A 24,319-nucleotide genomic window follows, 5' to 3' on the forward strand; every position below is an offset into this window, starting at 1 on the left:
TCTTGGCCGGAGCGGAAGCTTCTGCGGCTTGAGCCTTCTGAGCGGAAGCGTCTTTCTTTACTTTCTTCTCAGCCTTCTTGGCCTTGTGGATAGCTACCGGAGCGGAGGTGTCAGCAGCGAAGGAAGCAGTGGAGGTCAGGCCGAAGGCGGCGGTCAGAGCGAGCAGAGCCAGCTTTTTCATTTTTGTAAAACTCCTAAGTTCATCTTGAAAATCAAGTTTGAAGGAGGACAGATAGTCCTATTCAGGGGGGCATCCTAACGGTGCTGCACCGCAACGTCTACCCGTGCGATGTTTCTCAATGTAACAAAATGTACATTCTCATGTTGGCCAACGAAGAATGAATCTCGCTCCACCCAATGGCGATTTCTCCACCAGTACTTCACCGTGATGCAGGCGGGCGATGCCGGCGACAATCGCCAGGCCCAGACCATGGCCGCCAGTCTTGCGGCCACGGCTTTCATCCAGCCGGATAAAGGGGTCGAACACACGGGCGCGATCCGTCTCCGGAATGCCGGGGCCATCATCATCCACCATGATGATGCAGTTGCGGTTTTCCACACAAACCGTGGTCTGGATGGTGCTCTCGGCATAGCGGCGCGCATTGGACAGAAAGTTGTCGAGCGCCCGGGTGACCAGGTATTGGTCAGCCAGAAAATCAAGCTCCTGGCCGGATGGTTCTATCCAGTTCAGGTCCGGTGCCAGCGTGGCCTGTTCGTGGATACGCTCTTTGGCCCAGGCAATGGCATTGAACTGGTTCAGTTGCAGCGGTGCTTCCGGCCGGTCCAGCTTGGCATGGAACAACAGCTCTTCCACCAGCGAGTCGATGGCGTCCAGGTCTTTTTCAATGGCTTTCTTGGCCGGGGAGTCTTCGTCGCCTTCCAGCAGGGCCAGCCGGTAGCGCAGCCGCGCCAGCGGGGTGCGCAGTTCGTGCGCCACCGCATTGGTCAGTGCCTTCTTGCTGGCCAACAGGGCAGCGATGCTGTCCGCCATGTGGTTGAAGGCGGCGGCAACCTGGCGCACGCCAGAGCGGCTGGGCAGGTGGACCCGTGCGGAGAAATCACCGCCCGCCAGTTTGCCGGCGGTTTTTTCCAGCGTAACCAGATCTTTCCAGTGTGGCTGCATCCACAGGAATACCGGTATCGCCAGCGACAGGCCCAATAGCGCCAGCAAGGCGTAATCCACCGATTTGAGCTGATGCAGGAAGAACAGGTAGCGCAGCGGACCAGCCACCAGCAGGTAGTTGCTGTCTTCGATCTTCTGCAGGAACAGGTATTTGTCTTCCAGCATCACGATCTCGCCGCGATTGAGCGCTTCTTCCGATTCCTCGTCCAGCAGGTAGTTACTTTGCTTTTCTACCGTGACCTTGAAGGTGAAGTCGTGATTCGAGCTTTGCAGCGTTTCCGTCCAGCGGTCTTCCGGTATGCCGTGCAGGTCGGCCTCGATCAGCGAGAGCGTGGTGCGCAGGAGATCGGACAGATAGCGTTCGCCCACATCGTCGACTGCTTGCTTGTATACCGCGCCCACCATCACCACCGCCACCATGAAACAGGTGACCAGCAGCAGGTAAAACTGGATAAACAGACGCCGCATGCTTATTCCCAGCCGGACAGCGAGAACAGATAGCCGCGGTTGCGCACTGTCTTGATGCGGAAGGGTTCGGTCGGGTTGTCGCCCAGTTTTTTGCGCAGGCGGGAGATGGCTACGTCTATGCTGCGATCCAGCCCGTCATAGCTGACCCCACGCATTTCCTTGAGCAGGATGTCGCGGTTGAGCGTTTCGCCGGCATGGCTGGCCAGCAGCCATAGCAAGTCGAAGTCCGAGGTGGACAGGGCCACTTTCTCCCGCTCCAGGATGACGTCGCGGCTGACCGGGTCGATGGAGAGCTGGCCGAATACCAGCTTGCGCTGGGTCTTGAGCGGCTGGGTTTCCGTTGCCGGCTGAGCCGGCCGCATATTGCGCAACTGCGAGCGCAGACGTGCCACCAGCACCGAGGGCGGGGTGGTTTTCAGAATGTAGTCGTTGGCGCCCAGCTCCAGCCCCAGAATCTGGTTCATGTCGCTATCCAGCGAGGTGAGCATGATGATGGGGCCATCAAAGTTCGGCCGTAATTCGCGGCAGATGGACAGGCCGTCCTTGCCTGGCAACATGATGTCCAGCAACACCATGTCGGGGGCCTCGCGCTCAATGGTGGCCAGCGCGGTATCGCCGCGCGGTTCGATTACCACGTCCATCTCGTGGCGGGACAGAAAGTCGCTGATCAGTTCGGCCAGGTCGGGGTCGTCTTCCACAAACACGATACGGTAAGTCATGCCATGCAATCCATCGGGTTGATTCAATACCGCAGGAGTATGGCGCTTGGCGACGGCAGACTCAACCTTGCCGCATGGCTGGCCGGTGAGCGGATTAGTTCGTCACTTAAGAATAACCACAATAAATTTGGGATTTTTCTTGCTAATATCAAGGTGGTTCATGTTTTTTGCATGTGAATGATAATTAGTAAAAACAATGCAATGGGAGAGTCGGGATGTTCTTCAAGCGTAATAAGACGACAAACGCCACGCGGTCCAGCCATCTCGGGCTAGACCCCATCCAGCTTATCCGCACGCGTAGCAGCACAATGGATAATGATTTGCGCGCTGCCAGTCGCAGCGACATCAAGCTGGTGCTGGGTTTTATCAACCCGAGCGCCAATCTGGACCAGGTCGCCCGTAGTGCTGCTACGGCATTTCTGGGGGCCAAGGTGGTACTGACCACCACGGCGGGTGAACTGTGCTCGGCCAAGGCGGGTGATGCGCTCTACCTGCCGGCCAATCCGGGCTGGGACAGCATGGTATTCCAGCTGTTCGACCAGCAGGTGCTGGCTGACGTGCATGTAGCCAGCGTGCCGCTGGCCTGTGAGGACATCAAGTCCGGCCAGCCCAAGCTGGGGCATGATGAGCGGGTGCGCCGTCTGGTGGACAATCTGTCGCGGGTGCAGCCGTCCTTTTCCATGAATTATCAGGAAGGTTTTGTACTGACCCTGGTGGATGGCCTGTCCAATAGCGAAAGCTATCTGATGGAAGCCATTTACGAGTCGGACCGCTTTCCTTATCTGTTTATTGGTGGCTCGGCCGGCGGTCCGCTGGATTTCAGCATGACCCGCCTGCATGATGGCCAGAGCGCGCGCGACGGCCATGCCGTATTGGTGTTCATCAAGCTGGCACCGGCTTATCGCTATGGCGTGTTCAAGTCGCAGAACTTCCAGGAAACCGGCACGGCCTTCACCATTGCCAAGGCCAGCTCGGAACTGCGCCGGGTCGAGTCGGTATTCGACCGCGATGGCAAGGTGTGCAATGTGGTGGATGTGCTGGCGCGCCATTTTTCCTGTCGGCCTGCCGAAGTGGCGGAGCGGCTGGGCAAATTCAGTTTCGGCATCAAGCTGAAGAACGAGATGTTTGTCCGTTCCGTGCTGGGGGTGGATGCCGAGAAGGGCGTATTGCAATTCGCCTGTGACCTGTCGTTTGGTGAGGAACTGCACCTGCTCAAGCAAGAGGGGCTGGTGGAGCGCACGCAGAGTGATTTTTCCCGCTTCAGCCAGGGCAAGCCGGCGGCCATTGGCGGTTTGCTCAACGACTGCATCCTGCGCCGCCTCAATAACAGCGGAGCGCTGGCCAATAGCAATGTCTACGGCAATATCCCGGTGGCCGGTTTCTCCTCCTTCGGCGAGCTGCTGGGGGTGAACATCAACCAGACCCAGACCGCAGTGTTCTTCTATCCGGCGGTGGAAAACTTCCAGGACGATTTTGTGCAGCGTTTCCCGGTGCACTACGCCAACTTCAAGAATTACTTCTACAGCCGCGAAGTATCGCGTGCCCACTGTATTGACCGCATGAAAACCCAGGTCATCCATGAGCTGCAGGGCTACAAGAGCTTTGCCAGCCAGTTGATGGAAAGCCTGCCGCTGTTCCGCCAGGCCTCTGCCGAGCTGGTCACGCACCTGATTGCCATCCAGCAGGAAATTGCGCGTTTTTCCGATAGCGTGGAGCAGGGCAACAAGACTTCCGCCAATGTCAGTCAGCGTATCGTTGAGCTGGAAAAAGACGCGCGCCAGATTGGCGACGTGATGCTGATGATCAAGAAGATTGCCGAGCAGACCAATTTGCTGGCGCTGAATGCGGCCATCGAGGCGGCGCGGGCGGGCGAGGCCGGCCGTGGCTTTGCCGTGGTGGCCGACGAGGTGCGCAAGCTGGCCAACAACACCCAGTCGAATCTGGATGCCACCGGTGGCGCGGTGGAGCATGTGATGAGCGGGGTGCAGCAGGTGGGTGTGGACATGCGCGAGATGAATGCCCATGTCGGCAGCTTTGCCCAGGAAATGCAGCAGGTCATGGACTTGCTGGCCAAGCTGGCGGCGTCCTCGGGCAGCAGTCAGCAGCAGCTGGACCAGATGGTGGACAGCACGGGCGAGCTGTACGAACGCATGCGCAAGGTGGATCAGGATCTGGAGGCCATCCTGGCGCTCGAACGCTGATCGCCGGTTCGCAATCTGCATTGCCGGTGTAGTTTCTGCCCGGCCAGGGCCGGCAATGACAGCTTGTCTGCCGCATTGTTACCCCGCCATACACAACACCGCCGTCTTGCTTGCAAGCGGCGGTTTTTTCATGTCTGGCAGCTTCTGCTGCGCGCTTCTGTTCTGGCTGGTGGGTGTTTTTTGTAACTAATTGCAACAATCCGTGTGCGGTATCGCACAGACCATGCGAAAGGCGTAAATCCTTGCTGCGCCTATCACGAGAACGCCATCTTGATATTGACATAAATCAAGTATGCACCATTTTGATGCGGTTTTTCGGGCAATGTCCGGCAGTGACGGCTTGCCCTGGGGAATGAAACTGATTTGTAATAGCGCGCCCGTCACTGTGACAAATTGTCGCAGCGTTGTCAGCCCCCGCTTGTGCGCTGCGGCATGACGGCGCTGCCGGCCAGATCTGCTGGCCATATACCATTTCACCTTTTCCGTTTGGCGGGGGTCTGCACAGGCGCAGACCATCCAGCAACAGCATGGTCAGCGCGTGATGGCTGGTGCTGGCGGGGAGGGTTGGGCAGATGGGGATGGAATGATATTCATTACGGGTAGAGTGGCAAGGTCGTGCGCTCTGCCCGCCGGGTCGGCCCTGTTGCCGGCTGCTGCATCACCGACAGTGCCAGGCCGTGCACTGTCACCCGCGCCAAGGCGCGAGCAACGAATCTTTAACCCGTAAAGTCGTATGATGAGAAACTTTAGACCCACCCGCCTGTTGTGGGGACTCTCGCCCGTGCTGGCTGTACTGCTCTCGGGGTGTCAAGGTGGCATTCTTGACCCCAAAGGACAGGTAGCGGCGGATGAAAAGTCCCTGATCATCACGGCCACCTTGCTGATGTTGCTGGTTGTCATCCCGGTCATCGTGATGACTTTCCTGTTTGCCTGGAAGTATCGCGCCAGCAACAAGGATGCCATCTACACCCCCAAGTGGTCGCACTCCAACAAGATCGAAGCCGTTGTCTGGATCATCCCCATCATCATCGTGGCCTGTCTGGCGGTGGTGACCTGGAATACCACCCACAAGCTCGACCCCTACCGCCCGCTGGATTCGGACAAGAAGCCGATCAACGTGCAGGTGGTGGCCATGAACTGGAAGTGGCTGTTCATCTACCCGGATCTGAACATCGCCACCGTCAACCAGATCGCCTTCCCCAAGAATGTGCCGGTGAATTTCCGCATTACCTCGGATGCTGCGATGAATTCCTTCTTCATCCCGCAACTGGGTGGCCAGATTTACGCCATGGCCGGCATGGAAACCAAGCTGCATCTGGTGGCCAACGAGGCGGGCACTTACAAGGGCTTCTCCGCCAACTACAGCGGTGCCGGTTTCTCCGGCATGAAGTTCAATGCCATCGCCACCGAAACGCCGGAACAGTTTGATGCCTGGGTGCAAAAGGTGCGTGCGTCGGGCAAGGCGCTGAACGCGGATGCCTACCTCGCGCTGGTCAAGCCGAGCGAGAACAATGCCGCGGCCTTCTACACCACGCCAGAACCGCGTCTGTTTGATGCCGTGCTGCACAAATACATGGCAGGCCGCCAGTCGCTGGCTGCCACGGACGACGAACTGAAGCTGGCTGCACTGACCAAGCGTCTGTGCGAAACCCCGGCCGTCAAGGAGCAATAATCGATGTTGTTAGGCAAACTGACTCTGGATGCCATTCCACTCCACGAGCCCATCATCGTGGCTGCGCTGTCCGGTGCCGGCCTGATGGGCCTGCTGGTGATGGCACTCATTACCAAATTCGGCAAGTGGGGCTATCTGTGGCATGAGTGGCTGACCTCGGTTGACCACAAGAAAATCGGCGTGATGTACATCATCGTCGCCATGATCATGCTGCTGCGCGGCTTTGCCGATGCGCTGATGATGCGTGCCCAGCTGGCCATGGCCACTGACGGGCATCTGGGGGTATTCCCACCAGAGCATTACGACCAGATCTTCACCGCCCACGGTGTGATCATGATCATCTTCATGGCCATGCCCTTCATGACCGGCCTGATGAACATCGTGGTGCCGCTGCAGATCGGCGCGCGCGACGTGGCCTTCCCCTTCCTGAACTCGCTGAGCTTCTGGCTGCTGGTGTCGGCGGTGATTCTGGTCAACCTGTCGCTGGGCGTGGGCAACTTTGCTCGTACCGGCTGGGTGGCCTATCCGCCGTTGTCCGAGCTGGGTTTCAGTCCTGATGTGGGGGTGGATTATTACACCTGGGCATTACAGATATCCGGGATAGGGACGACGCTAACGGCGATCAACTTCCTGGTGACCATCATCAAGATGCGCGCACCGGGCATGAAGCTGATGCAGATGCCGATTTTCACCTGGACCTGCACCTGGGCCAACGTGCTGATCGTGGCTTCCTTCCCCATCCTGACCGGCGCCCTGGCCATGCTGAGCCTGGACCGCTACCTGGACTTCCACTTCTTTACTGCGGAAGCCGGTGGCAACGCCATGATGTACCTGAACCTGTTCTGGGCCTGGGGCCATCCTGAAGTTTACATTCTGGTGCTGCCGGCTTTCGGTATCTTCTCCGAAGTCATCTCCACCTTCTCCGGCAAGCGCCTGTTCGGCCATACCTCGATGATCATCGCCAGTGGCGTGATTTCGGTACTGGGCTTCATGGTGTGGCTGCACCACTTCTTCACCATGGGTTCCGGTGCGGATGTAAACGCCTTCTTCGGTATCGCCACCATGGTGATTTCGGTACCGACCGGCGTGAAGCTGTTCAACTGGCTGTTCACCATGTATCAGGGTCGTATCCGCTTTACCCCGCCGGTATTGTGGACCATGGGTTTCATGGTGACCTTCTCCATCGGCGGCATGACCGGTGTGCTGATGGCCGTACCGGGTGCCGACTTCGTGCTGCACAACAGCCTGTTCCTGATTGCCCACTTCCACAACACCATCATCGGTGGCGCGGTATTCGGCTATCTGGCTGGTTTCTCCTACTGGTTCCCCAAGGCTTTCGGCTTCAAGCTGAATGAAAAGCTGGGCAAGGCGGCTTTCTGGTTCTGGCAGAGCGGCTTCATGTTCGCCTTCATCCCGCTGTACATCCTGGGCTTCCTGGGCATGACCCGTCGTCTGAACCATACCGACAACCCGGCATGGGACCCGTGGCTGTACCTGGCCTGCGTGGGCGCGGTGCTGATTGCCTGCGGTATCGGCTGCCAGCTGCTGCAGATCGTGGTGAGCATCCGCGACCGCAAGAAACTGGCCGACGTGACCGGCGACCCGTGGAATGGCCATACCCTGGAATGGTCCACTTCCTCGCCGCCGCCGTTCTACAACTTCGCTACCGTGCCGCATGTGCATGATATCGACGCCTTCACCGACATGAAGGAAAAGGGCGAGGCCTACAAGGTGCCGCAGAAGTACGCCCCGATTCACATGCCGAGCAATACCGCCACCGGCGTGTACATCGGCGGCTTCACTACCCTGCTGGGTTTTGCCTTGATCTGGCATATCTGGTGGCTGGCGATTGTCGGCCTGGTTGGCATCATCGGTGCCATGCTGGCCCGTGCCTACGACAACAATCTGGACTACTACGTGCAGCCGGATGAAGTCGAAACAATCGAGCGTGCCCACTTCGAGCAGATGGGCATTGATGTGGACAACTACACCGAACGCGATGCTGAAAAGCCGCGTCGTGGTAGCCGTCCCACCACTACCGCTTAACAGGTTGAGCCAAGATGAGTACTTATGTAGAGCACGCGCACGACGCGCATGACGACCACGAGCACCACGACAGCGGTTCGCAAACCGTGCTGGGCTTCTGGTTCTATCTGATGACCGACTGCATCCTGTTCGCCACCGCTTTTGCGGCGTACGCGGTGCTGTACCGCAACGTCGCCACCGGCGTTTCGGGCAAGGAAATCTTCGAGCTGCCTTATGTGATGGGTGAAACCGCAGCCCTGCTGCTGTCCTCCATCACCTACGGCTTTGCCATGATTGCCGGTTACAAGGGCAACAAGTCGGCCGTGCTGGGCTGGCTGGCAGTCACCTTTGCCTGCGGCGCAGTGTTCATCGGCATGGAGGTGAACGAGTTTCACCACCTGATCGCCGAGGGCCACGGCCCCAATGTCAGCGCCTTCCTGTCGTCCTTCTTTGGTCTGGTGGGCCTGCACGGCCTGCACGTGACTGCCGGCCTGATCTGGATGACGGTGATGATGATCGAAGTGGCCAAGACCGGCCTGACCGGCCGCGCCATGACCCGCCTGAACTGCCTCAGCCTGTTCTGGCACTTCCTCGACATCGTGTGGATCTGCGTGTTCACCGTCGTCTACCTGAAAGGAGCCATGTAATGAGCCAGGCACATGAACATGCCGCCGATCATGGCAGTGTAAAAAGCTACCTCACCGGCTTCGTGCTGGCCATCATCCTCACCGCCATTCCCTTCTGGATGGTGATGAGCCACGGCTTCACCAAGCAGGCCACGATGATCGGCATCTTCGGCTTTGCCGTGGTGCAGATCATCGTGCACCTGAAATACTTCCTGCATCTGAACTTCACCAAGGAAGGCAAGCTCAACAGCTTCTCCTTCCTGTTCACCGCGATGATCATCGTGATGCTGGTTGGCCTGTCGGTGTGGATCATCTCCACCGCCGACGCGCTGATGCTGCGCTGAGCCGGGACGTGATGAAGCTCAAGCGTTATTTGCAGGTGACCAAGCCGGGCATCATCTTCGGCAATCTCATCTCTACCGTGGGCGGTTTTCTGCTGGCCACGCAGGGTCGGCTGGACTGGACCCTGCTGCTGGCCACGGTAGCGGGATTGTCGCTGGTGGTGGCCTCCGGCTGCGCCATCAACAACTGCATCGACCGCGATATCGACGCGCGCATGGCCCGCACCCAGAAACGGGTGCTGGTGACTGGCGACATGAGCCCCAAGGCGGCGCTGGCACATGGTTTTGTGCTGGGGGTGGCCGGCTTTGCCACGCTGGGGATCTGGACCAATAGTCTGACCCTGGCTTGCGCGCTATTCGGTTTCCTCATCTATGTGGGCGTGTACAGCCTGTATATGAAGCGCAAGTCGGTGTATGGCACCCTGGTGGGCAGCCTGTCCGGCGCAGTACCGCCAGTGGCGGGCTACTGTGCCGCCAGCGGCCGCTTTGACAGCGGTGCTGCCATCCTGCTGCTGATGTTCTGCCTGTGGCAGATGCCGCACTCCTACGCCATCGCCATCTTCCGCTTCAAGGATTACGAAGCCGCGAAGATTCCGGTGCTGCCGGTAGTGAAGGGCATTTCCGAGGCCAAGCAGCAGATCGTGCTGTACATCCTGGCTTTCGCCGTGGCCACGCTGCTGCTGGTGTTCTACGGCTATGCCGGCTACGGCTACCTGGCGGTGGCCTGTGCCACCAGCCTGTGGTGGCTGAAGATGGCGCTGTCCGGTTACAAGGAAAGCACTGACGACCGCATCTGGGCGCGCCAGGTGTTCTTCTTCTCCATCATTACCGTGACCGCACTGTCGGTGATGATGGCGGTGGATGGCCAGGTACCGGCACATATCGGCTGGATGCTGTAAGCACTGCCCGCATCAGATCAAACCTCCGCCTGCAGCATGGCTGCCGCGGAGGTTTTTCTTTGTCTGGGCTGAGTACAGGGCTTTCTACGGCAGCTATTGAGTTGTGGGGCATTCATGCAATGCCAAGTGACCGGCTGGGTGTAAGGCTGATCAATACTGGGGGGACGTCGCCCAAACCCCGTTTACACAAAAATTCGGACAGGCTCTACCCGGGCGTAAAGCGAGATGACTTTGTCGTCGAATCCGGTCCAGCGGGTCTGGTGCTTGGGAATGAGTTGCGGCTCAAAGGTACCCTGGCGGTCGCGTGGTAGCTCGATAGGTAACTCTCCGAACTCGCCCTTGAGGGTCTGCGGCTCTTGCCGTTCCGGGTGTTGCTGGCGGGATTGAGCACTGGCTCGTGTTTGCTATGACCAAGGTGTGCGGCCATCTCGGCATCTAGGGCTTTCTCGACCAGCAGCTTGGTCATTGAGTAGGCCGTTCTCACCGATGAGGTCTTCGGGCTTCTGGTAATCGGCCAGCAAGCTGTTCAGTAGTGCGTCAGGTACGTCGTGTTTTTTCGAGCTCATTGTGTCTCCAGACTAGGTGGCAGTTTCCTGCCAAATGTCCGTTTACACAAAATTCAGTACACGCCCTTATCAGTACTTTATGAACGTTCATTTTTTGGACAAAGCAGTCGTTCTAGCTTGAGATGTGCGTGGTTGTGCGTGAAAATCGCGAGTTACTCTATACTGGGGAGACGCCCCCCCCTGATGCTAGCCGACCCTGAGTGTTTTCATAATGGCGCTGTAAGCTTTCACTTGGATTACTGAGATCAGTCTATAGTATCTGTTCGAATAGTAGTTACTTGCTTCGCTCAAATATTTTAATTTTATATTCTTTTAGAAATTTCGAAAAAAATGAGACTCTTTCTTTCACGAGTTTCTGCCAGCACATACTATCTGGCCTGCACTTTGAGGCACGGCCTAAGTAGGAATTATAAACAAACTTCTTATTTTCATTTTGCCCAGTTATTGTTAGGCACTGCCCCCCCATGGAAACCTCACCCTTTTCATTGCTTATTTGGCACAAATTAAATGCCGTGTAAATATGATGTTCATCCAACTTCACAGTATTCACTTCAGAGTAAAGTGGGGTATTGAAGTAATCAGCTCCACCAATTTGAGCCCAGTCATCTTTTGCACACATTTCAGCAGATGTACATATTTGCATGGAATCTGAATCGTAACCATCTCGACTTCTTGCCAAAAATAAATCAATATAAATTTCCCCAGCACTTTCGCTAAAGCTTATATTGCGATACAAATTGCCACCGGCTTTACTTACTTGCTGCTTGTTTTTTAATGCAATGGATTCTGCCTGCGATGTAGGGCTGATATAAAAAAGTGCAAGGAAAATTATAAATAATAATTTTTTATTCATTAAACTAAGTCCATTAGTATTTTTGCAATTCTGACGGTATGGTACTGTCTATTCTCCAGTCCGTTAGTTCCTCCATTAATTTCCACGCAAACTGTCCTTGCGATGGCACTAAGATCGCCTTGAAATTCGTCAATAATTTTATTAATTGTACTATTTTTCCTTGGCTCACCTCTTCTTGGTCCTGACTCCCAGTACCATGCCCCTGCATCTATTGTTGCATAGATGTCATTAATTAATAAATCAGGATTATTGATTTCAGGTCTTCTAGCGTTCTTTTTAGACCACCACGCAGAGTCAAATGAACTCCTTGTTATTTTGCCTCGATAAATCCAATAGCCAGCATAGTTGGATTTACCTGTAAGCTGTTTAATTCCCCTGCCTCTGTATTTATATCCATCACCAGGAAGATCATTGCCAAGTTTACCACCATACAGGTCGTTGCATGATTTTTCAGATCGTGATTCACTCATCCATGTAAGTGTACGGGATTCTTCCGCCCCTTGCGCAAAAAAATTCGTCATTCGCAAGCCAGTTTTATTAATTAGATGTTTTCTGATTGCGATGCAAATCTCTCTCCTATACTTTTCTCGAATAGTTTCGCTCAATCCATTTTTAGCAGTCTGAATTTTTCCTTTATCTTTCTTTTGAATGTCATCAGGATATATTCTCTTTAGTTCGTTCTTATCGATCCAGTTGCACCGCCTAAACTGCTCAACAAATAATCTAGGATGAAAATGCCAATGGGTACTAGGGATCTCCAATTCAGCCTCTTCCCAAAATGATAAAGATTCAACATATCCCTTGAATTCGGCATATTTCTTCTCATCCATTGGATCGTCTAATACATCACTTTTACTTTTTAGCCAGGCATATCGCGTATCAATTGTGGATCTTTCCCACTCAGTCGGAAATTTACAAATTGTTCGTGAAAGCCGTGACTGAACTTTGCTATCGCTCAGTGCGGCTGCTAGTACGCCTTTTTCCAACTTCTTCCCACTATTTCCTGTGAGCCATTTCTCAAGCGTGGGGGAGTTGCATTGGCTATCCGGTGTAGGATCATCCTCAATCAAGGTCCAGCCAAGCCAGTGGGGGAAGTCGGCATCGCTGAATTTTTTGATGTCTACAGCATTCAGGTTAACCCAGCCTTGGCCGCCTGGATAATTGACCTTGTGCCAATGTGGTACTGTACCGGCAGAGAGCGATGTTTCATTTTCAGTGTTGATGACCCGACCAAATCGCAACAATTCGTAAGCAGCGCTCGGTGCAATATGGAAGGCATCCCCTAATGCAGTTGCTTTGTTGTAAAGACTGTACTCATATTTGTCATCGCTATTTGCTAATGGCGAGCCAATCTCAATGAAGATACCCTCTTGCTGAGTATCCTTTTGCCTAGTTGTTAGCAGGCATTTTCCGCGTTCAAAGTGCATCGTCACAAACAATGGGACGTTGGATGTATGCACCGCAGCGCCACTTCCTGAGGGAGCTTGCGGCGATGCAATAGAAGCAAAAAATGGTGTGCCTGGCGGTAGATAGAAATGTATATCGCCGTAGACAATCTTGTCCCGCCCATCCTTACTGATATCCAGCTTGCCCGAGTTTCTACCGACGATTTTTTTCAGATTGGCATCGTCGCAGATGATTTCCAGATGGATAGCATTATTACCGTTGCAGCTACCTACGCTGCCCAAGCTATCCTTGCGATTGACCGGCTGCTTTTTTTTGACAAAAACCTGCTTGAGATGCATATAAATCGAGTAGTACTCGATCTGCCCATCCGGACCTTCACCAATTTCTGTGCTGTGCTTGATGACCACACAGCCATTATCGGTTGCTCCCTGATAGGCCAAAGGCTTTTTGTCTGCATCAGGAGATGGGTCGCGCTTATAAACCACCACTCCATCGGCAATTGCACGCACCGGCTCCCCCTGTGCTCCGGTATCGGTATGTTCGATATGTTGGCCACCGTGCCAAGCCATACGACTGGCAATTGGAAAACCTCCGCGAGAGGTAAAGGGTATCAAAGCAGCTAGCCACTGTTCATCACTGGCATTACCCTGAGGTGTTTTGAGAATAGGTGGACTGATAATCATGTTGTTACCCGCTTATTCAGAGAAAGGGTGGGTATTGGGTGGGGTGTATTTGTCTTTGGGCAAGCTGGGTAGTGGGATATTCATGCTATCCGGCCCGCTCAAGTCATGGCTTGCCCCTTTTACGGTTACCGTACCCGGGCAATGCACCTCGATATTGCCGCCGGCGATGCGGATATAGCCGCCACCTGCCGTCAGTAATATTTCCTGCTTGGCATTGACCACAATCTTGTCTTTGCAGGATGTAATCGTCACATCCTTGTCTGCGGTGATCTCCATCGCATCGCTCTGCGCTTGCACCTGCACCTTGCCCTTCGCGGCAATCAGCTTCAGCGCGATCTGGTCTTTTACTCCCGCCACGAACAGGCTGATGTGCTGGCCAACGTTGTGCAGCCAGCGGCGGCCGGTGGTGTGGTTGCTGTCGCGCTGGGCGATGAGGTTGAGGTTGGTGCCGGCAGAAATTGTCTGGCTTTGTTCGGTCAGGCTGGCAATGCCGGCTGGGGCGGACAGGATGAGCAGCGGCTGTTGGCCGGCCTGGTCTTTGGCCGTTTTGCCGTCTTTGTCGGTGTTGCTGCCGGCTTCCCAGGCCTTGACGGCGGCGGCGTGGTGTTGCAGGTGGCCGCTGTCTTTCTTGCCGTCTTTGCTGTTGTCCGGCTTGATGCCGTCTGGCCCGGTTTCCATGGTGTCGGCCAATTGGCCAGTGGCCACTTCCGCCAGGCTCTGGCTGAGGCTGAGCGCGGCGTCGAGCTGGCTTTGCGCGTGGTCGCGCGCCAGTTGTTTGCCGCCTGCGCCGTTTTGCGCTTCGGTGCTGATGAGCAGGCCGTGGCCGGCGCGGATGGCACCGTGCTGGTCGGTGCGCAGTTCGAAGCCTTCACCGCGCGGCTGGGCTTTGCCATTGCTGCGCGGGTGGGTGAGGAAGCCCTGGTTGAGCTGGGTTTTGCCGGGTTCGCTGGATAGCTTGGCCCGCACTTCGCCGGGGGTGTCGTCGAACAGCAGTTCGTTGTACTGGCCGCCCTGGTGTTCTTTGGACTTGATGCCGGACAGGGTCTTGTTGGCCGGCAAGGCTCCGGCGCCGCTAAAGGCCGGGGTGGCGTGGCTGCCGTTGTACAGCACGCCGACAATCACCGGGCGGTCGATATCACCTTCGATGAAGTCGACCAGCACTTCCTGGCCGATGCGCGGGATGAACTGGTGGCCCCAGCCGGCACCGGCGCTGGGCATGACCACGCGCAGCCAGCAGGAGGATTTGTCGTCCAGATTGGCACCAATCCCGGGGTGTTCGTCCGGCCGTTGCCAGTGGAACTGCACCTTGATGCGGCCCAGTTCGTCGGTGTGGACTTCCTCGCCAGCGGGGCCGACCACGGTGGCGGTCTGCACACCTTTCGCTGTCGGCTTGGCCTGGGTGCTGTGGGCATAGGCCGGGGTAAGCTGGATGCCACGACGCTGGGCGGTGATCTGGGTCTGGAAGGGGCTGCTGTTCTGCGAATCGGCAGCATTGTCTTGGCCGAGCAAGCCCCGCAGGCTGCTGGCCAGATCGCCCGGCAGATTGTTGTTGGCGCGGAAGGTTTGGCCGGTGACGACGAATTCACGCTGCTCGCTGCTGTCGCCCTCGTGCGCTGGGTGTTCGTCCAGCCGGAACCACTGGCCGGCCTGCAGGCTGCGCACACTGCCGCTACCAGAGAACTGCTTGGCCTGCACATCGTGCGCCTGCTGGCGCAGTTGGGCGTATTGGCTGAGCTGCTCGGCATCGCTGGCGTAGTACAGCGACTGCGGATCGTAATCCTGCAGGGTGGATTGCAAGGCATCGCCACTGCGGCCTTGCTGGATGCGGCTTTGGTCGCCAGTGTGCTGGGTGCTCACCGGCTGGTAGTCGAAACTGGCCAGTGCGACATTGCCGGATACCACTTGGCGGGCGGTGCTCCAATCAGTCAGGCCATCTTCTTCCTCGGTGGCATCGCTGCGATGAAAGCGCACGCGCTCACTGGCGGCCGGCGGCAGGCTGAAGGCATCGTCGAACACCACCAGCTTGACCTGCGGATGCTCACCATCGACATGCTCGAAACGCCAGGCATAACCCTCTTCGTGCAACAGCCGCACGATGAAGTCGAAATCGCTCTCGCGATACTGCAGGCAATAACTGCGCGGGCTGGCGCTGGCGGTGTGGAATTCCAGCGTCTGCATCTGGGCGAACACCGGATTATTGGCCTGATGTTCAGCCAGGATTTGTTTGACGATGTCGGGGACGGACAGGTCCTGAAACACCCGCGAGGTGCGACGCAGCCGCAGCAGGGCAAACGGCGGTTCGATAGTGAGACCGTACTTGGCAAAACCGCCATCGGACCCCAATAGCTCGGCGCGCGACACCACGCCACAGCGCACCACCTCGCTGCCAGCGGCATCCAGCACGCCTAGGCGGGCGGCCACGCCCAGCAGCGATTTGAGTTCGATATTGCCATCGGGCGACAAACACGTGAGCTGATAGCGATAGGCTTCCGACACCCCCTCGCTGCCATCCAGGGCGTGGGGCAGCAACTGCTCGGCGGCGATCTGCCCGCCATCCAGCTGCAAGGTGAGCAGGCGCTGGTGCTGGGAAAAGGCGGCGGCGAAGCTGGCGAGCAGTGCAGAAAAGTCCATGGCGTCTCATCACGTCTGCTGACGTGAATCTTCACATTCTGTTGAAAGTTCAACAGTTTATGCGCCTAACATGCTCCGGACAAGGTGGAAGGGCATGGCTAGGTATTTATACGGGGAGTCGGTGAGCCGTACATGACTCATCGAGCATTTAGCTAATGCGCATGTCAATGGCCTGCCTTATATGTTGGCGAATGGCGGGATAGGTAATTGCAATGCCCGGGATTATTTTGGCTGTCTGCAGCAGGACTGAGTTGCCCAGCTTTTCGAGGCAGGATGATTTCACACGCAGCAAGCTGGAAAACGAAGGCGGGAAATTGAGCACTGCATGGATGCTTAATCTTGCCAGCGTGCTTGACCCGCACTTGTGCGCGATAGGATAATTCTCCGTTTTTTCAACTGCTTAGTGGTCGTTGCCATGTGGCGGGTATTCCGGTGCCAGGAAGTAGCGCGAGAGTGTTGCCAGATCCCTGCACGGGTAGTGCCTTAGCTAGCGCCAATGTGGCGAATAACAGGCAGAAATTGGCTGGAATGAACGTAAATAAGACTATCCACAACGGCGCTGAAACGAGCGCCAGTCAAGCATTCCCAGGGAAAAAGTCCTCCCGGCGCATGAGCGTGGCCCCCATGCTGGACTGGACCGACCGTCACTACCGCTATTTTGCCCGGCTGATCAGCCACCACACCTGGCTGTATACCGAGATGGTGACCACCGGTGCGCTGTTGTATGGCGATGTGGAGCGTCACTTGCGCTTTGACGAGGCCGAGCACCCGGTGGCCTTGCAACTGGGTGGTTCCGATCCGGCTGAGCTGGCGCAATGCGCCCGGCTGGCCCAGCAGTGGGGTTACGATGAGGTCAACCTCAATGTGGGCTGCCCGTCGGAGCGGGTACAGAAGGGGGCCTTCGGTGCCTGCCTGATGGCCGAACCGCAACTGGTGGCCGACTGCGTCAAGGCCATGCGTGATGTGGTGGATATCGACATCACGGTCAAGCACCGCATCGGCATCGACCAGATCGAGCATTACGACTATCTGGCCGGTTTTGTCGACCAGGTGGCTGAGGCCGGCTGCAGCACCTTTATCGTGCACGCGCGCAATGCCATCCTCAAGGGCCTCAGTCCCAAGGAAAACCGCGAAATCCCGCCGCTGAAATACGACTATGTCTACCGGCTGAAGCGGGAGCGCCCCGAGCTGGAAATCCTGTTGAATGGCGGCGTCAAGACCAATGCCGAAATCGCCGAACATCTGCGCCATGTTGATGGGGTGATGGTGGGGCGCGAGGCTTATCACAATCCCTGGCTGATGGCCGATTGGGATGCCGCTTTCTATGGCGATGACAGCACCGCTGTCAGCCGTCAGCAGGTGGTGGATGCCATGCTGCCGTATATCCGCGCCCGGCTGGCGGAAGGCCACAAGCTGCGTAATATCGCGCGCCATATACTGGGCCTGTTCCAGGGTATGCCGGGTGCACGCCAGTGGCGGCGCATGCTGTCCGACGCCAAGCTGCTGGATGGCGCGGACGAAGGCCTGCTGCTGCAGGCGCTGGCGGCCATGCCATCGCGCGTCAGCGAAACCGAATAATCCGTCCTGACAGCAGGGTGGACGCGCCATGCGTCGCCGCTTACCCTGCGTCTTTGGTCTGCATTCAACAGGATAAATCCGCATGTTCGACAAACTGGTATTGGCCAGCAATAACGCCGGCAAGCTGAAGGAATTTTCCGCGCTGCTCGCCCCGCTGGGCGTGACGGTCATTCCGCAAGGTCAGCTCAATGTGCCGGAGTGCCCGGAGCCGCATTACACCTTTCTGGAAAATGCGCTGGAAAAAGCCCGCCACGCCAGCCATGTCACCGGCCTGCCGGCGTTGGCCGACGATTCCGGCATCTGCGTGGAAGCGCTGGGCGGCAAGCCCGGCGTGTTGTCGGCGCGCTATGCCGGCGAACCCAAGTCTGACGAGCGCAACAATGCCAAGCTGATTGAAAAGCTGCAAGGCAAGGCCAATCGCCGCGCCTGGTATTACTGCGTGCTGGTGCTGGTGCGCCATGCCGATGATCCACAACCGCTGGTGGCCGATGGCATGTGGTATGGCGAAGTACAAGATACTGCTGCGGGCGAGGGTGGCTTCGGTTACGACCCCTACTTCTACCTGCCGGAATTCGGCTGCACCGTGGCCCAGCTGGCAGCGGAAGACAAAAACCGCGTCAGCCATCGCGGCAAGGCCATGCAGGCGCTGCTGAGCAGACTGCGTGAGCTGGCATGAGCGTGATTGACCTGTCCGGGCTGAAGGGCGGCCTGCGTGAACTGCCGCCGCTGTCGCTGTATATCCATTTCCCCTGGTGCGTGCGCAAATGCCCGTATTGCGACTTCAACTCGCACGAGCTGAAAAACAGTAACGGTCAGACCGTGCAGTGGAATCCGCAAGCTGACGTTGCCAGTGGTGGTTTCGATGAAATGGCCTATGTGCAAACCCTGCTGCGCGATCTGGAATACAGCCTGCCGGCCATCTGGGGCCGCAGCGTCAGCACCATCTTCATGGGCGGCGGTACGCCCAGCCTGTTTTCTGCCGCAGCCATGGATACCTTGCTGGCAGGCATTCGTGCCCGGCTGCGGCTGGCACCGGATGCGGAAATCACCATGGAGGCCAACCCCGGCACTTTCGAAGCAGAAAAATTCCGTGGCTATCGCGAGGCGGGTATCAACCGTCTGTCCATCGGCATTCAGAGCTTCAACCCGCAGCATCTGCAAGTGCTGGGCCGTATCCACGACGGCGACGAGGCGCGTCGTGCCATCGACATCGCGCTGTCCTGTTTCGATAACGTCAATCTGGACCTGATGTACGCCTTGCCCGGCCAGAGCGTGGAGCAGGCGCTGCAGGATCTCGATACCGCGCTGTCTTATGGCATCACCCATTTGTCGGCCTATCACCTCACCATCGAGCCGAACACGTTGTACGCGGTGCGTACGCCGCAGAATCTGCCGGATGACGAGATTTCTGCCGATATGCAGGACGCCATCGAAGCGCGGCTGGCACAGGCTGGTTTCGAGCACTACGAAACGTCAGCCTTTGCCCGTCCGGGGCGGCGTAGCCGTCATAACGTCAATTACTGGCAGTTTGGCGACTATCTGGGCATTGGTGCGGGCGCGCACGGCAAGATCAGCAGCCACGAGGGCATCGTGCGGGAAATGCGCCACAAGCAGCCGGCAGCCTATATCCAGGCAGTGGCCGATGGCCAGCCGGTGCAAAGCAGTCGCAAGGTGAAGCGTGACGAATTGCCGTTTGAATTCATGATGAATCTGTTGCGGCTGACCGGTGGCTTCGAGACGCGCCTGTTTACCGAGCGTACCGGTTTGCCTGTATCCTGTATCCGCAATGAATTGCAGCAGGCCATCCAGCAAGGATTGCTGGAGCAGGATGCCACCACCATTCGCCCCACTCTGCAGGGGCAACGTTTTCTCAATGACCTGTTAACCCTGTTTCTCGGGGACGGAGACCAGTAAATGACCAAAGAAATCATCCATACCGAACATGCCCCGGCCGCCATCGGTGCCTACTCCCAGGCTGTGAAGGCAGGCAATACCGTTTACCTGTCCGGCCAGATCCCGCTGGACCCGGCTACCATGACCGTGGTCGAAGGTGGCTTTGCCGCCGAAACCCATCAGGTATTCAAGAACCTGAAAGCCGTGTGCGAAGCCGCCGGTGGCAGCCTGGACCAGATCGTCAAGCTCAATGCCTATCTGACCGACCTGTCCAACTTCGCCACCTTCAATGAAATCATGGGCCAGTATTTCAGCCAGCCTTACCCGGCACGTGCTGCCGTGGGTGTGGCCAGCCTGCCCAAGGGCGTGCAGGTTGAGGCCGAAGCGGTACTGTTCCTGGGCTGATTTTTCGCCCGACTGCACTAGAAACAGGCGATCTTGATCGCCTGTTTTTTATTGTGCGGCTGTCCCTGACTGATGGCGCAGCAGCCAGCACAGCTGGAATCGGCTTTTATCTGGAGTCCGATCCCTGCTGGTGGAGTGCTGGCCATGTCGCGTCTTCTTCCCCTGCTGTTCTGGCTACTGGTGCCGGCCGTGCTACAGGCTGCCGTATTCAAGTGTATTGGCCCGCAAGGGCAGCATAGTTATCAGGACCATCCCTGTCCGGCCGATCACCGCAGTCATACCTTGCAGGGCGGCAGCTTCAGTCTGGTAACGCGTGAGCCCTATCAGCTGCGCGAGCTGCAAGACAACCGGCAGCAAACGGTCAAACAAGCCAGGGCCATGCAGCAGGAGCAAGCCAAGGCGCTGCAGTTGCGCCAGCGGCAGGTTCTGCAGCAACGCAAACAGTGCACCCGCCTGCAAGCCAGACAGCAAACGCTGCAGCGCCAGTTGACCCTCAGCCGTTCTCCCTTGCAAACACAGCGTTTGCAGAGCCGGCTTGCCAGCATGGCAAATGACTTGCACGATGCGGCTTGCCTATCCTGATGCGAGACCGCCATGCGCCGCTACACTTTTGAAATCGTCAATGTATTTGCTGAAACGCCCTTCGGTGGCAATCCGCTGGCCGTGTTCTGCCAGGCCGAGGGGCTGAGCGAGCTGGAAATGCAGCTGCTGGCGCGGCAAATGAACCTGTCGGAAACCGTATTCCTGCTGCCGTCCTCGCAAGCGAATGCACATCTGCGCATTTTTACGCCAGCGCATGAGCTGCCTTTTGCCGGCCATCCCGTACTCGGAGCCGCCAGTGTGCTGCATCGCCGGCAGTTGCTGGGGGAGGCGTTCACTCTGCAGACTGCTGCTGGCGTGATTCCCATCCAGCATCAGGATGGTTTGTTTACCCTGCAGGCCAATGCCGCCAGCGAGCGCCCATCCGGCCTGAATGCCGAACAGGCCGCTGCCATGCTGGGTTTGCCGGCACAGGCGGTGCTGGAGGCTCCTGCATGGCTGAATACCGGCAGCGAGCAGCTGCTGGTGGCGGCAGCCAGCCGCGATGTCGTTTTGGCGGCGCGCCCGGTAGCCGAGCTGTTTCTGCGTGATGCCTGCTTGCAGCCCGGCCGCAGTGTGGCCTATCTGTGGCACGAGGCCGATGGTGTGGCGACTGTTCGGCTGTTTTACGGACAGGATGGTGCGGTGCTGGAAGACCCGGGTACTGGCTCGGCTTGCGCCAATCTGGGCGGCTGGTGCAGCCTGCACCAGCGCTATCCCTTGCAATGGCGGGTAGAGCAGGGCGCGGTGCTGCAGCGCCCCAGTGTATTGCACTTGACGGTGGATGATGCGCGTCGTATTTATGTCGGCGGTAAGGTGGTGGCGCTGGCACAGGGCGAGTTGACTTTGTGAAACAAGCGTATGACTTGACGCAATGCCGACCCGTTGGCATGCTAGAGTCGCAGCTCCAAACTAGCGTTTCATAAAGACAGACAACACGAGGAAAGACATCATGAGCAAGTTGTGGAAAGCGGCCGCTTTGGCCCTTGGATTAGCCGCATTGTCGCATAGCGTGCTGGCCGACAGCCCGATTGGCAGCTGGAAAACCATCGACGACGACACCAAGCAGGCCAAGGCGGTGGTGCAGATTGCCGAAGGTGCCAACGGCGAATTGTCCGGCAAGATCGTCAAGCTGTTCCAGAACCCGGAAGTGGTGTGCGAGGCCTGCGATGGCGACCGCAAGGGTAAGCCGGTCAGCGGCATGACCATTCTGTGGGGCCTGAAGAAAGACGGCGACAGCTGGGCCAATGGCAAGATTCTTGACCCGCATAACGGCAAGGTTTACAGCGCCAAGATGAAACTGGTGGACGGTGGCAAAAGGCTGGAAGTACGCGGCTTCCTGGGCGTGTCGCTGCTGGGGCGTACCCAGGTGTGGGAACGTCAGCAATAAGCCTGTCCGACGCGACAGCCAGGGCGGAGTGCCGGCAGCGGCCTCCGCCTTGTTTTTTGGGTACAATCGGCGCTGATGACCCATGCCAACGACCTCGCCGGGCAGCCGCTCAATGTAGCACCAGCCCTGGCCAAGAAACTCGACAAGCTAGGCCTGCACCGGCGCTTTGACCTGGTGTTGCACCTGCCGCTGCGCTACGAAGATGAAACCCATCTCTATCCCATCACGGCGGCACCTTATGGCCAGCCGGTGTTGGTAGAGGGGCGGGTCATTGGCCACGAAGTACAATTCCGTCCACGCAAACAGCTACTGGTGCGCATCGAGGATGCCGGCGGTGTGCTGCTGCTGCGCTTCATCCACTTTTATCCCAGCCAGCTCAAGCAGTTTGCCGATGGTGCCCTGGTGCGGGCCATGGGTGAGATTCGTCGCGGTTTTCATGGCGACGAGATGGTACATCCGAAAACGCGCGAGGTGGTCGATGGCACGCCGCTGGCTGAAAGCCTGACGCCGGTGTACCCGACGGTCAACGGCGTGACCCAGCCCATGTTGCGCAAGCTGATTCGCAGCGAGCTGCAAAGCCTGCCATTGCCGGAAACCTTGCCCCCCGCCGCCATTGCCCATCTGCAGCTGCAAAGCTTTGCCGATGCCGTGCGGCTCTTGCATTCACCGCCACCGGAATACAGTGCCAGCCAGCTGAGCGAGCCTGCTTTGCCGGCATGGCAAAGGCTGAAGTTTGACGAGCTGATGGCGCAGCAGTTGTCGATGCATCTGGCTTATCGTGCCAGACGGCAGGGCAGGGCTCCGGTGGTGCGCGGCAGCGGCCGTCTGCGCGAGGCATTGTTTGCCAGCCTGCCGTTCCGTCTGACGGCGGCGCAGCGCAAGGTGCTGGACGAAATCGATGCCGATCTGGCTCAGGCGCATCCCATGCATCGCTTGCTGCAGGGCGATGTGGGCAGCGGCAAAACCGTGGTGGCGGCGCTGGCCGCTCTCACCGCCATCGAGGCCGGGTTTCAGGTGGCACTGATGGCACCGACAGAAATCCTGGCCGAGCAGCATTATCGCAAGTTGTCCGGCTGGCTTGCCCCCCTTGGGCTGACCGTCAGCTGGCTCTCTGGCAGCCTGCGCAAAAAGCAGAAAGAGCTAGCGCTGGAGCAGATGGCCAGTGGCACGGCCCATCTGGTAGTGGGGACGCATGCCCTGTTTCAGGATGGGGTGGATTTTGCCCGCCTGGGGCTGGCCATTGTCGATGAGCAGCATCGTTTCGGTGTTGGCCAGCGGCTGGCGCTCAAGCAAAAAGGCCAGGAGCCACATCAGCTGATGATGTCGGCCACACCGATTCCACGCACCCTGGCCATGAGCTTTTACGCTGATCTGGACGTGTCGGTTATCGACGAGCTGCCTCCGGGACGAACTCCCATCGTCACCAAGCTGATCAACAGCGGTCGGCGTGAGGAGGTCGTCGATTTCGTCCACAAGACCTGCAGTGAAGGCCAGCAGGTGTACTGGGTGTGCCCGCTGATCGAAGAGTCGGAAACCCTGCAGTTGCAGACTGCGGTCGAAACCCACCGCCAACTGGCAGCACAACTGGGACAGTGGCATGTAGGCCTGCTGCATGGCCGCATGAAAGCGGATGAAAAGGCAGCCGTCATGGCCGCTTTTGGCAGTAACCAGTTGCAAATCCTGGTGGCCACCACAGTCATCGAAGTTGGTGTGGATGTACCCAATGCCTCGCTGATGGTGATAGAGCACGCCGAGCGCATGGGGCTGGCCCAATTGCATCAGTTGCGGGGCCGGGTAGGGCGGGGCAGCGCACGCAGCGTCTGCATGCTGCTGTTTGAAAACCCGCTGTCCGATATTGCCAAGGCACGCTTGAAAGTGATTTATGAGAATGTTGATGGCTTCGAGATCGCTCGTCAGGATTTGCTGATCCGTGGCCCGGGCGAGTTTCTCGGTGCGCGCCAAAGCGGAGTGCCCATGCTGCGCTTTGCCAATCTGGAAGACGATATCGAACTGCTGGAGGCGGCGCGGGAGCTGGCACCGGAAATACTGGCGCGCTGGCCAGAGGCCGCAGATGCCCATCTGGAGCGCTGGCTGTCTGGCCGTGAACAATTCCTCAAGGCATGAATGTCCGAGTAGTAACAGATCAAGCAGGTTAGGGCGGGCCGATTCAGCTGGAAGCTAGCTGCGGTTTTTCTCCGTTATTGATCTGTGCAATCACTATTGCAGATAGGTAAGACGTATGCAAAAAAAAGCGCCTCAT

19 protein-coding genes and 3 pseudogenes are annotated in these 24,319 nt (G+C 57.6%); 15 read left to right on the plus strand and 7 right to left on the minus strand.

The features are described from left to right. The 3 genes and pseudogenes from DBR44_RS18030 to rstA all read right to left on the minus strand — a co-directional run. Nucleotides 1-181, minus strand: a pseudogene (locus tag DBR44_RS18030) (hypothetical protein); the annotation flags it as partial. Between the two features lie 138 nt (nt 182-319). Continuing rightward, entirely contained in the window at nt 320-1,591 is a 1,272-nt protein-coding gene (rstB, locus tag DBR44_RS18035; protein WP_124645386.1) for a two-component system sensor histidine kinase RstB, read from the minus strand. Between the two features lie 2 nt (nt 1,592-1,593). Next, nucleotides 1,594-2,310: a two-component system response regulator RstA gene (gene rstA / locus DBR44_RS18040; protein WP_124645387.1), complete on the minus strand. Its 717-nt coding sequence runs from the start codon at nt 2,308-2,310 to the stop codon at nt 1,594-1,596. A gap of 308 nt (nt 2,311-2,618) precedes the next feature. Here rstA and DBR44_RS20120 point away from each other — a divergent pair. The 7 genes and pseudogenes from DBR44_RS20120 to cyoE form a co-directional block, all read left to right on the plus strand. Beyond that, a pseudogene (locus DBR44_RS20120) lies at nt 2,619-3,698 on the plus strand (FIST signal transduction protein); the annotation flags it as partial. Then, nucleotides 3,681-4,511 carry a methyl-accepting chemotaxis protein gene (locus DBR44_RS20125; RefSeq protein ID WP_370449679.1) on the plus strand — a complete coding sequence of 277 codons (831 nt, stop codon included), beginning with the start codon at nt 3,681-3,683 and terminating at the stop codon, nt 4,509-4,511. The pseudogene DBR44_RS20120 and the gene DBR44_RS20125, both read left to right, overlap by 18 nt. 781 nt (nt 4,512-5,292) lie before the next feature. Beyond that, entirely contained in the window at nt 5,293-6,183 is an 891-nt protein-coding gene (gene cyoA / locus DBR44_RS18050; RefSeq protein ID WP_233578661.1) for a ubiquinol oxidase subunit II, read from the plus strand. Between the two features lie 3 nt (nt 6,184-6,186). Continuing rightward, nucleotides 6,187-8,229, plus strand: a complete 2,043-nt coding sequence (gene cyoB / locus DBR44_RS18055; protein ID WP_124645390.1) for a cytochrome o ubiquinol oxidase subunit I — start codon at nt 6,187-6,189, stop codon at nt 8,227-8,229. A 14-nt stretch (nt 8,230-8,243) separates the two neighbouring features. Continuing rightward, nucleotides 8,244-8,855, plus strand: coding sequence for a cytochrome o ubiquinol oxidase subunit III (gene cyoC, locus DBR44_RS18060; RefSeq protein WP_103525800.1), 612 nt, complete (start codon nt 8,244-8,246; stop codon nt 8,853-8,855). Next, on the plus strand, nt 8,855-9,178 hold the full coding sequence (gene cyoD, locus DBR44_RS18065) for a cytochrome o ubiquinol oxidase subunit IV (protein WP_124645391.1): 324 nt from the start codon (nt 8,855-8,857) through the stop codon (nt 9,176-9,178). Before cyoC ends, cyoD begins: the two co-directional genes overlap by 1 nt. An 11-nt stretch (nt 9,179-9,189) precedes the next feature. Further along, nucleotides 9,190-10,074, plus strand: coding sequence for a heme o synthase (gene cyoE / locus DBR44_RS18070; RefSeq protein ID WP_124645467.1), 885 nt, complete (start codon nt 9,190-9,192; stop codon nt 10,072-10,074). A 182-nt stretch (nt 10,075-10,256) separates the two neighbouring features. Here cyoE and DBR44_RS20130 read toward each other — a convergent pair. The 4 genes and pseudogenes from DBR44_RS20130 to DBR44_RS18090 all read right to left on the minus strand — a co-directional run. Then, a pseudogene (locus DBR44_RS20130) lies at nt 10,257-10,448 on the minus strand (transposase); the annotation flags it as partial. Nucleotides 10,449-10,914: 466 nt separating this feature from the next. Then, nucleotides 10,915-11,493 carry a hypothetical protein gene (locus DBR44_RS18080; RefSeq protein WP_124645392.1) on the minus strand — a complete coding sequence of 193 codons (579 nt, stop codon included), beginning with the start codon at nt 11,491-11,493 and terminating at the stop codon, nt 10,915-10,917. After that, nucleotides 11,493-13,583 carry a peptidoglycan DD-metalloendopeptidase family protein gene (locus DBR44_RS18085; protein ID WP_124645393.1) on the minus strand — a complete coding sequence of 697 codons (2,091 nt, stop codon included), beginning with the start codon at nt 13,581-13,583 and terminating at the stop codon, nt 11,493-11,495. Before DBR44_RS18085 ends, DBR44_RS18080 begins: the two co-directional genes overlap by 1 nt. A 12-nt stretch (nt 13,584-13,595) precedes the next feature. Next, on the minus strand, nt 13,596-16,214 hold the full coding sequence (locus tag DBR44_RS18090; protein ID WP_124645394.1) for a type VI secretion system Vgr family protein: 2,619 nt from the start codon (nt 16,212-16,214) through the stop codon (nt 13,596-13,598). 609 nt (nt 16,215-16,823) lie between these two features. On the opposite strand from DBR44_RS18090, the gene dusA reads away from it, so the two are divergent. From dusA to recG, 8 genes are all read left to right on the plus strand, one after another. Then, nucleotides 16,824-17,792 (plus strand): tRNA dihydrouridine(20/20a) synthase DusA, encoded by a 969-nt coding sequence (gene dusA / locus DBR44_RS18095; RefSeq protein ID WP_233578662.1) that lies wholly within the window; start codon nt 16,824-16,826, stop codon nt 17,790-17,792. 82 nt (nt 17,793-17,874) lie between these two features. Next, a complete protein-coding gene (rdgB, locus tag DBR44_RS18100) occupies nt 17,875-18,468 on the plus strand; it encodes an RdgB/HAM1 family non-canonical purine NTP pyrophosphatase (protein ID WP_124645396.1) in 594 nt (197 codons plus the stop codon). Further along, nucleotides 18,465-19,706: a radical SAM family heme chaperone HemW gene (hemW, locus tag DBR44_RS18105; RefSeq protein WP_124645397.1), complete on the plus strand. Its 1,242-nt coding sequence runs from the start codon at nt 18,465-18,467 to the stop codon at nt 19,704-19,706. The genes rdgB and hemW overlap by 4 nt, the downstream gene beginning before the upstream one ends. After that, the gene (locus tag DBR44_RS18110) at nt 19,707-20,090 is read left to right on the plus strand and encodes a RidA family protein (protein WP_045847662.1); all 384 of its coding nucleotides are present in this window, start codon (nt 19,707-19,709) and stop codon (nt 20,088-20,090) included. Nucleotides 20,091-20,234: 144 nt separating this feature from the next. After that, nucleotides 20,235-20,672, plus strand: a complete 438-nt coding sequence (locus tag DBR44_RS18115) for a DUF4124 domain-containing protein (RefSeq protein WP_158613664.1) — start codon at nt 20,235-20,237, stop codon at nt 20,670-20,672. A gap of 12 nt (nt 20,673-20,684) precedes the next feature. Beyond that, entirely contained in the window at nt 20,685-21,521 is an 837-nt protein-coding gene (locus DBR44_RS18120) for a PhzF family phenazine biosynthesis protein (RefSeq protein WP_124645399.1), read from the plus strand. Nucleotides 21,522-21,621: 100 nt separating this feature from the next. Continuing rightward, nucleotides 21,622-22,059 (plus strand): DUF2147 domain-containing protein, encoded by a 438-nt coding sequence (locus tag DBR44_RS18125; protein ID WP_124645400.1) that lies wholly within the window; start codon nt 21,622-21,624, stop codon nt 22,057-22,059. 75 nt (nt 22,060-22,134) lie between these two features. Next, nucleotides 22,135-24,183, plus strand: coding sequence for an ATP-dependent DNA helicase RecG (gene recG / locus DBR44_RS18130; protein WP_124645401.1), 2,049 nt, complete (start codon nt 22,135-22,137; stop codon nt 24,181-24,183). The last annotated feature ends 136 nt before the right edge of the window (nt 24,184-24,319 follow it).

The organism is Aquitalea sp. FJL05 (genome assembly GCF_003852595.1).
Classification (GTDB): domain Bacteria; phylum Pseudomonadota; class Gammaproteobacteria; order Burkholderiales; family Chromobacteriaceae; genus Aquitalea; species Aquitalea aquatilis.

Excerpts from the sequence above, each read along its gene's own strand:
- rdgB (WP_124645396.1), top strand. The coding sequence starts at position 17,875 with ATGTTCGACAAACTGGTATTGGCCAGCAATAACGCCGGCAAGCTGAAG.
- DBR44_RS18090 (WP_124645394.1), bottom strand. The coding sequence starts at position 16,214 with ATGGACTTTTCTGCACTGCTCGCCAGCTTCGCCGCCGCCTTTTCCCAG.
- hemW (WP_124645397.1), top strand. The coding sequence starts at position 18,465 with ATGAGCGTGATTGACCTGTCCGGGCTGAAGGGCGGCCTGCGTGAACTG.
- DBR44_RS18110 (WP_045847662.1), top strand. The coding sequence starts at position 19,707 with ATGACCAAAGAAATCATCCATACCGAACATGCCCCGGCCGCCATCGGT.
- DBR44_RS18120 (WP_124645399.1), top strand. The coding sequence starts at position 20,685 with ATGCGCCGCTACACTTTTGAAATCGTCAATGTATTTGCTGAAACGCCC.
- rstB (WP_124645386.1), bottom strand. The coding sequence starts at position 1,591 with ATGCGGCGTCTGTTTATCCAGTTTTACCTGCTGCTGGTCACCTGTTTC.
- rstA (WP_124645387.1), bottom strand. The coding sequence starts at position 2,310 with ATGACTTACCGTATCGTGTTTGTGGAAGACGACCCCGACCTGGCCGAA.
- DBR44_RS18115 (WP_158613664.1), top strand. The coding sequence starts at position 20,235 with ATGTCGCGTCTTCTTCCCCTGCTGTTCTGGCTACTGGTGCCGGCCGTG.
- cyoE (WP_124645467.1), top strand. The coding sequence starts at position 9,190 with ATGAAGCTCAAGCGTTATTTGCAGGTGACCAAGCCGGGCATCATCTTC.
- DBR44_RS18125 (WP_124645400.1), top strand. The coding sequence starts at position 21,622 with ATGAGCAAGTTGTGGAAAGCGGCCGCTTTGGCCCTTGGATTAGCCGCA.
- DBR44_RS18085 (WP_124645393.1), bottom strand. The coding sequence starts at position 13,583 with ATGATTATCAGTCCACCTATTCTCAAAACACCTCAGGGTAATGCCAGT.
- cyoC (WP_103525800.1), top strand. The coding sequence starts at position 8,244 with ATGAGTACTTATGTAGAGCACGCGCACGACGCGCATGACGACCACGAG.
- recG (WP_124645401.1), top strand. The coding sequence starts at position 22,135 with ATGACCCATGCCAACGACCTCGCCGGGCAGCCGCTCAATGTAGCACCA.
- DBR44_RS18080 (WP_124645392.1), bottom strand. The coding sequence starts at position 11,493 with ATGAATAAAAAATTATTATTTATAATTTTCCTTGCACTTTTTTATATC.
- dusA (WP_233578662.1), top strand. The coding sequence starts at position 16,824 with ATGAGCGTGGCCCCCATGCTGGACTGGACCGACCGTCACTACCGCTAT.
- cyoD (WP_124645391.1), top strand. The coding sequence starts at position 8,855 with ATGAGCCAGGCACATGAACATGCCGCCGATCATGGCAGTGTAAAAAGC.
- cyoB (WP_124645390.1), top strand. The coding sequence starts at position 6,187 with ATGTTGTTAGGCAAACTGACTCTGGATGCCATTCCACTCCACGAGCCC.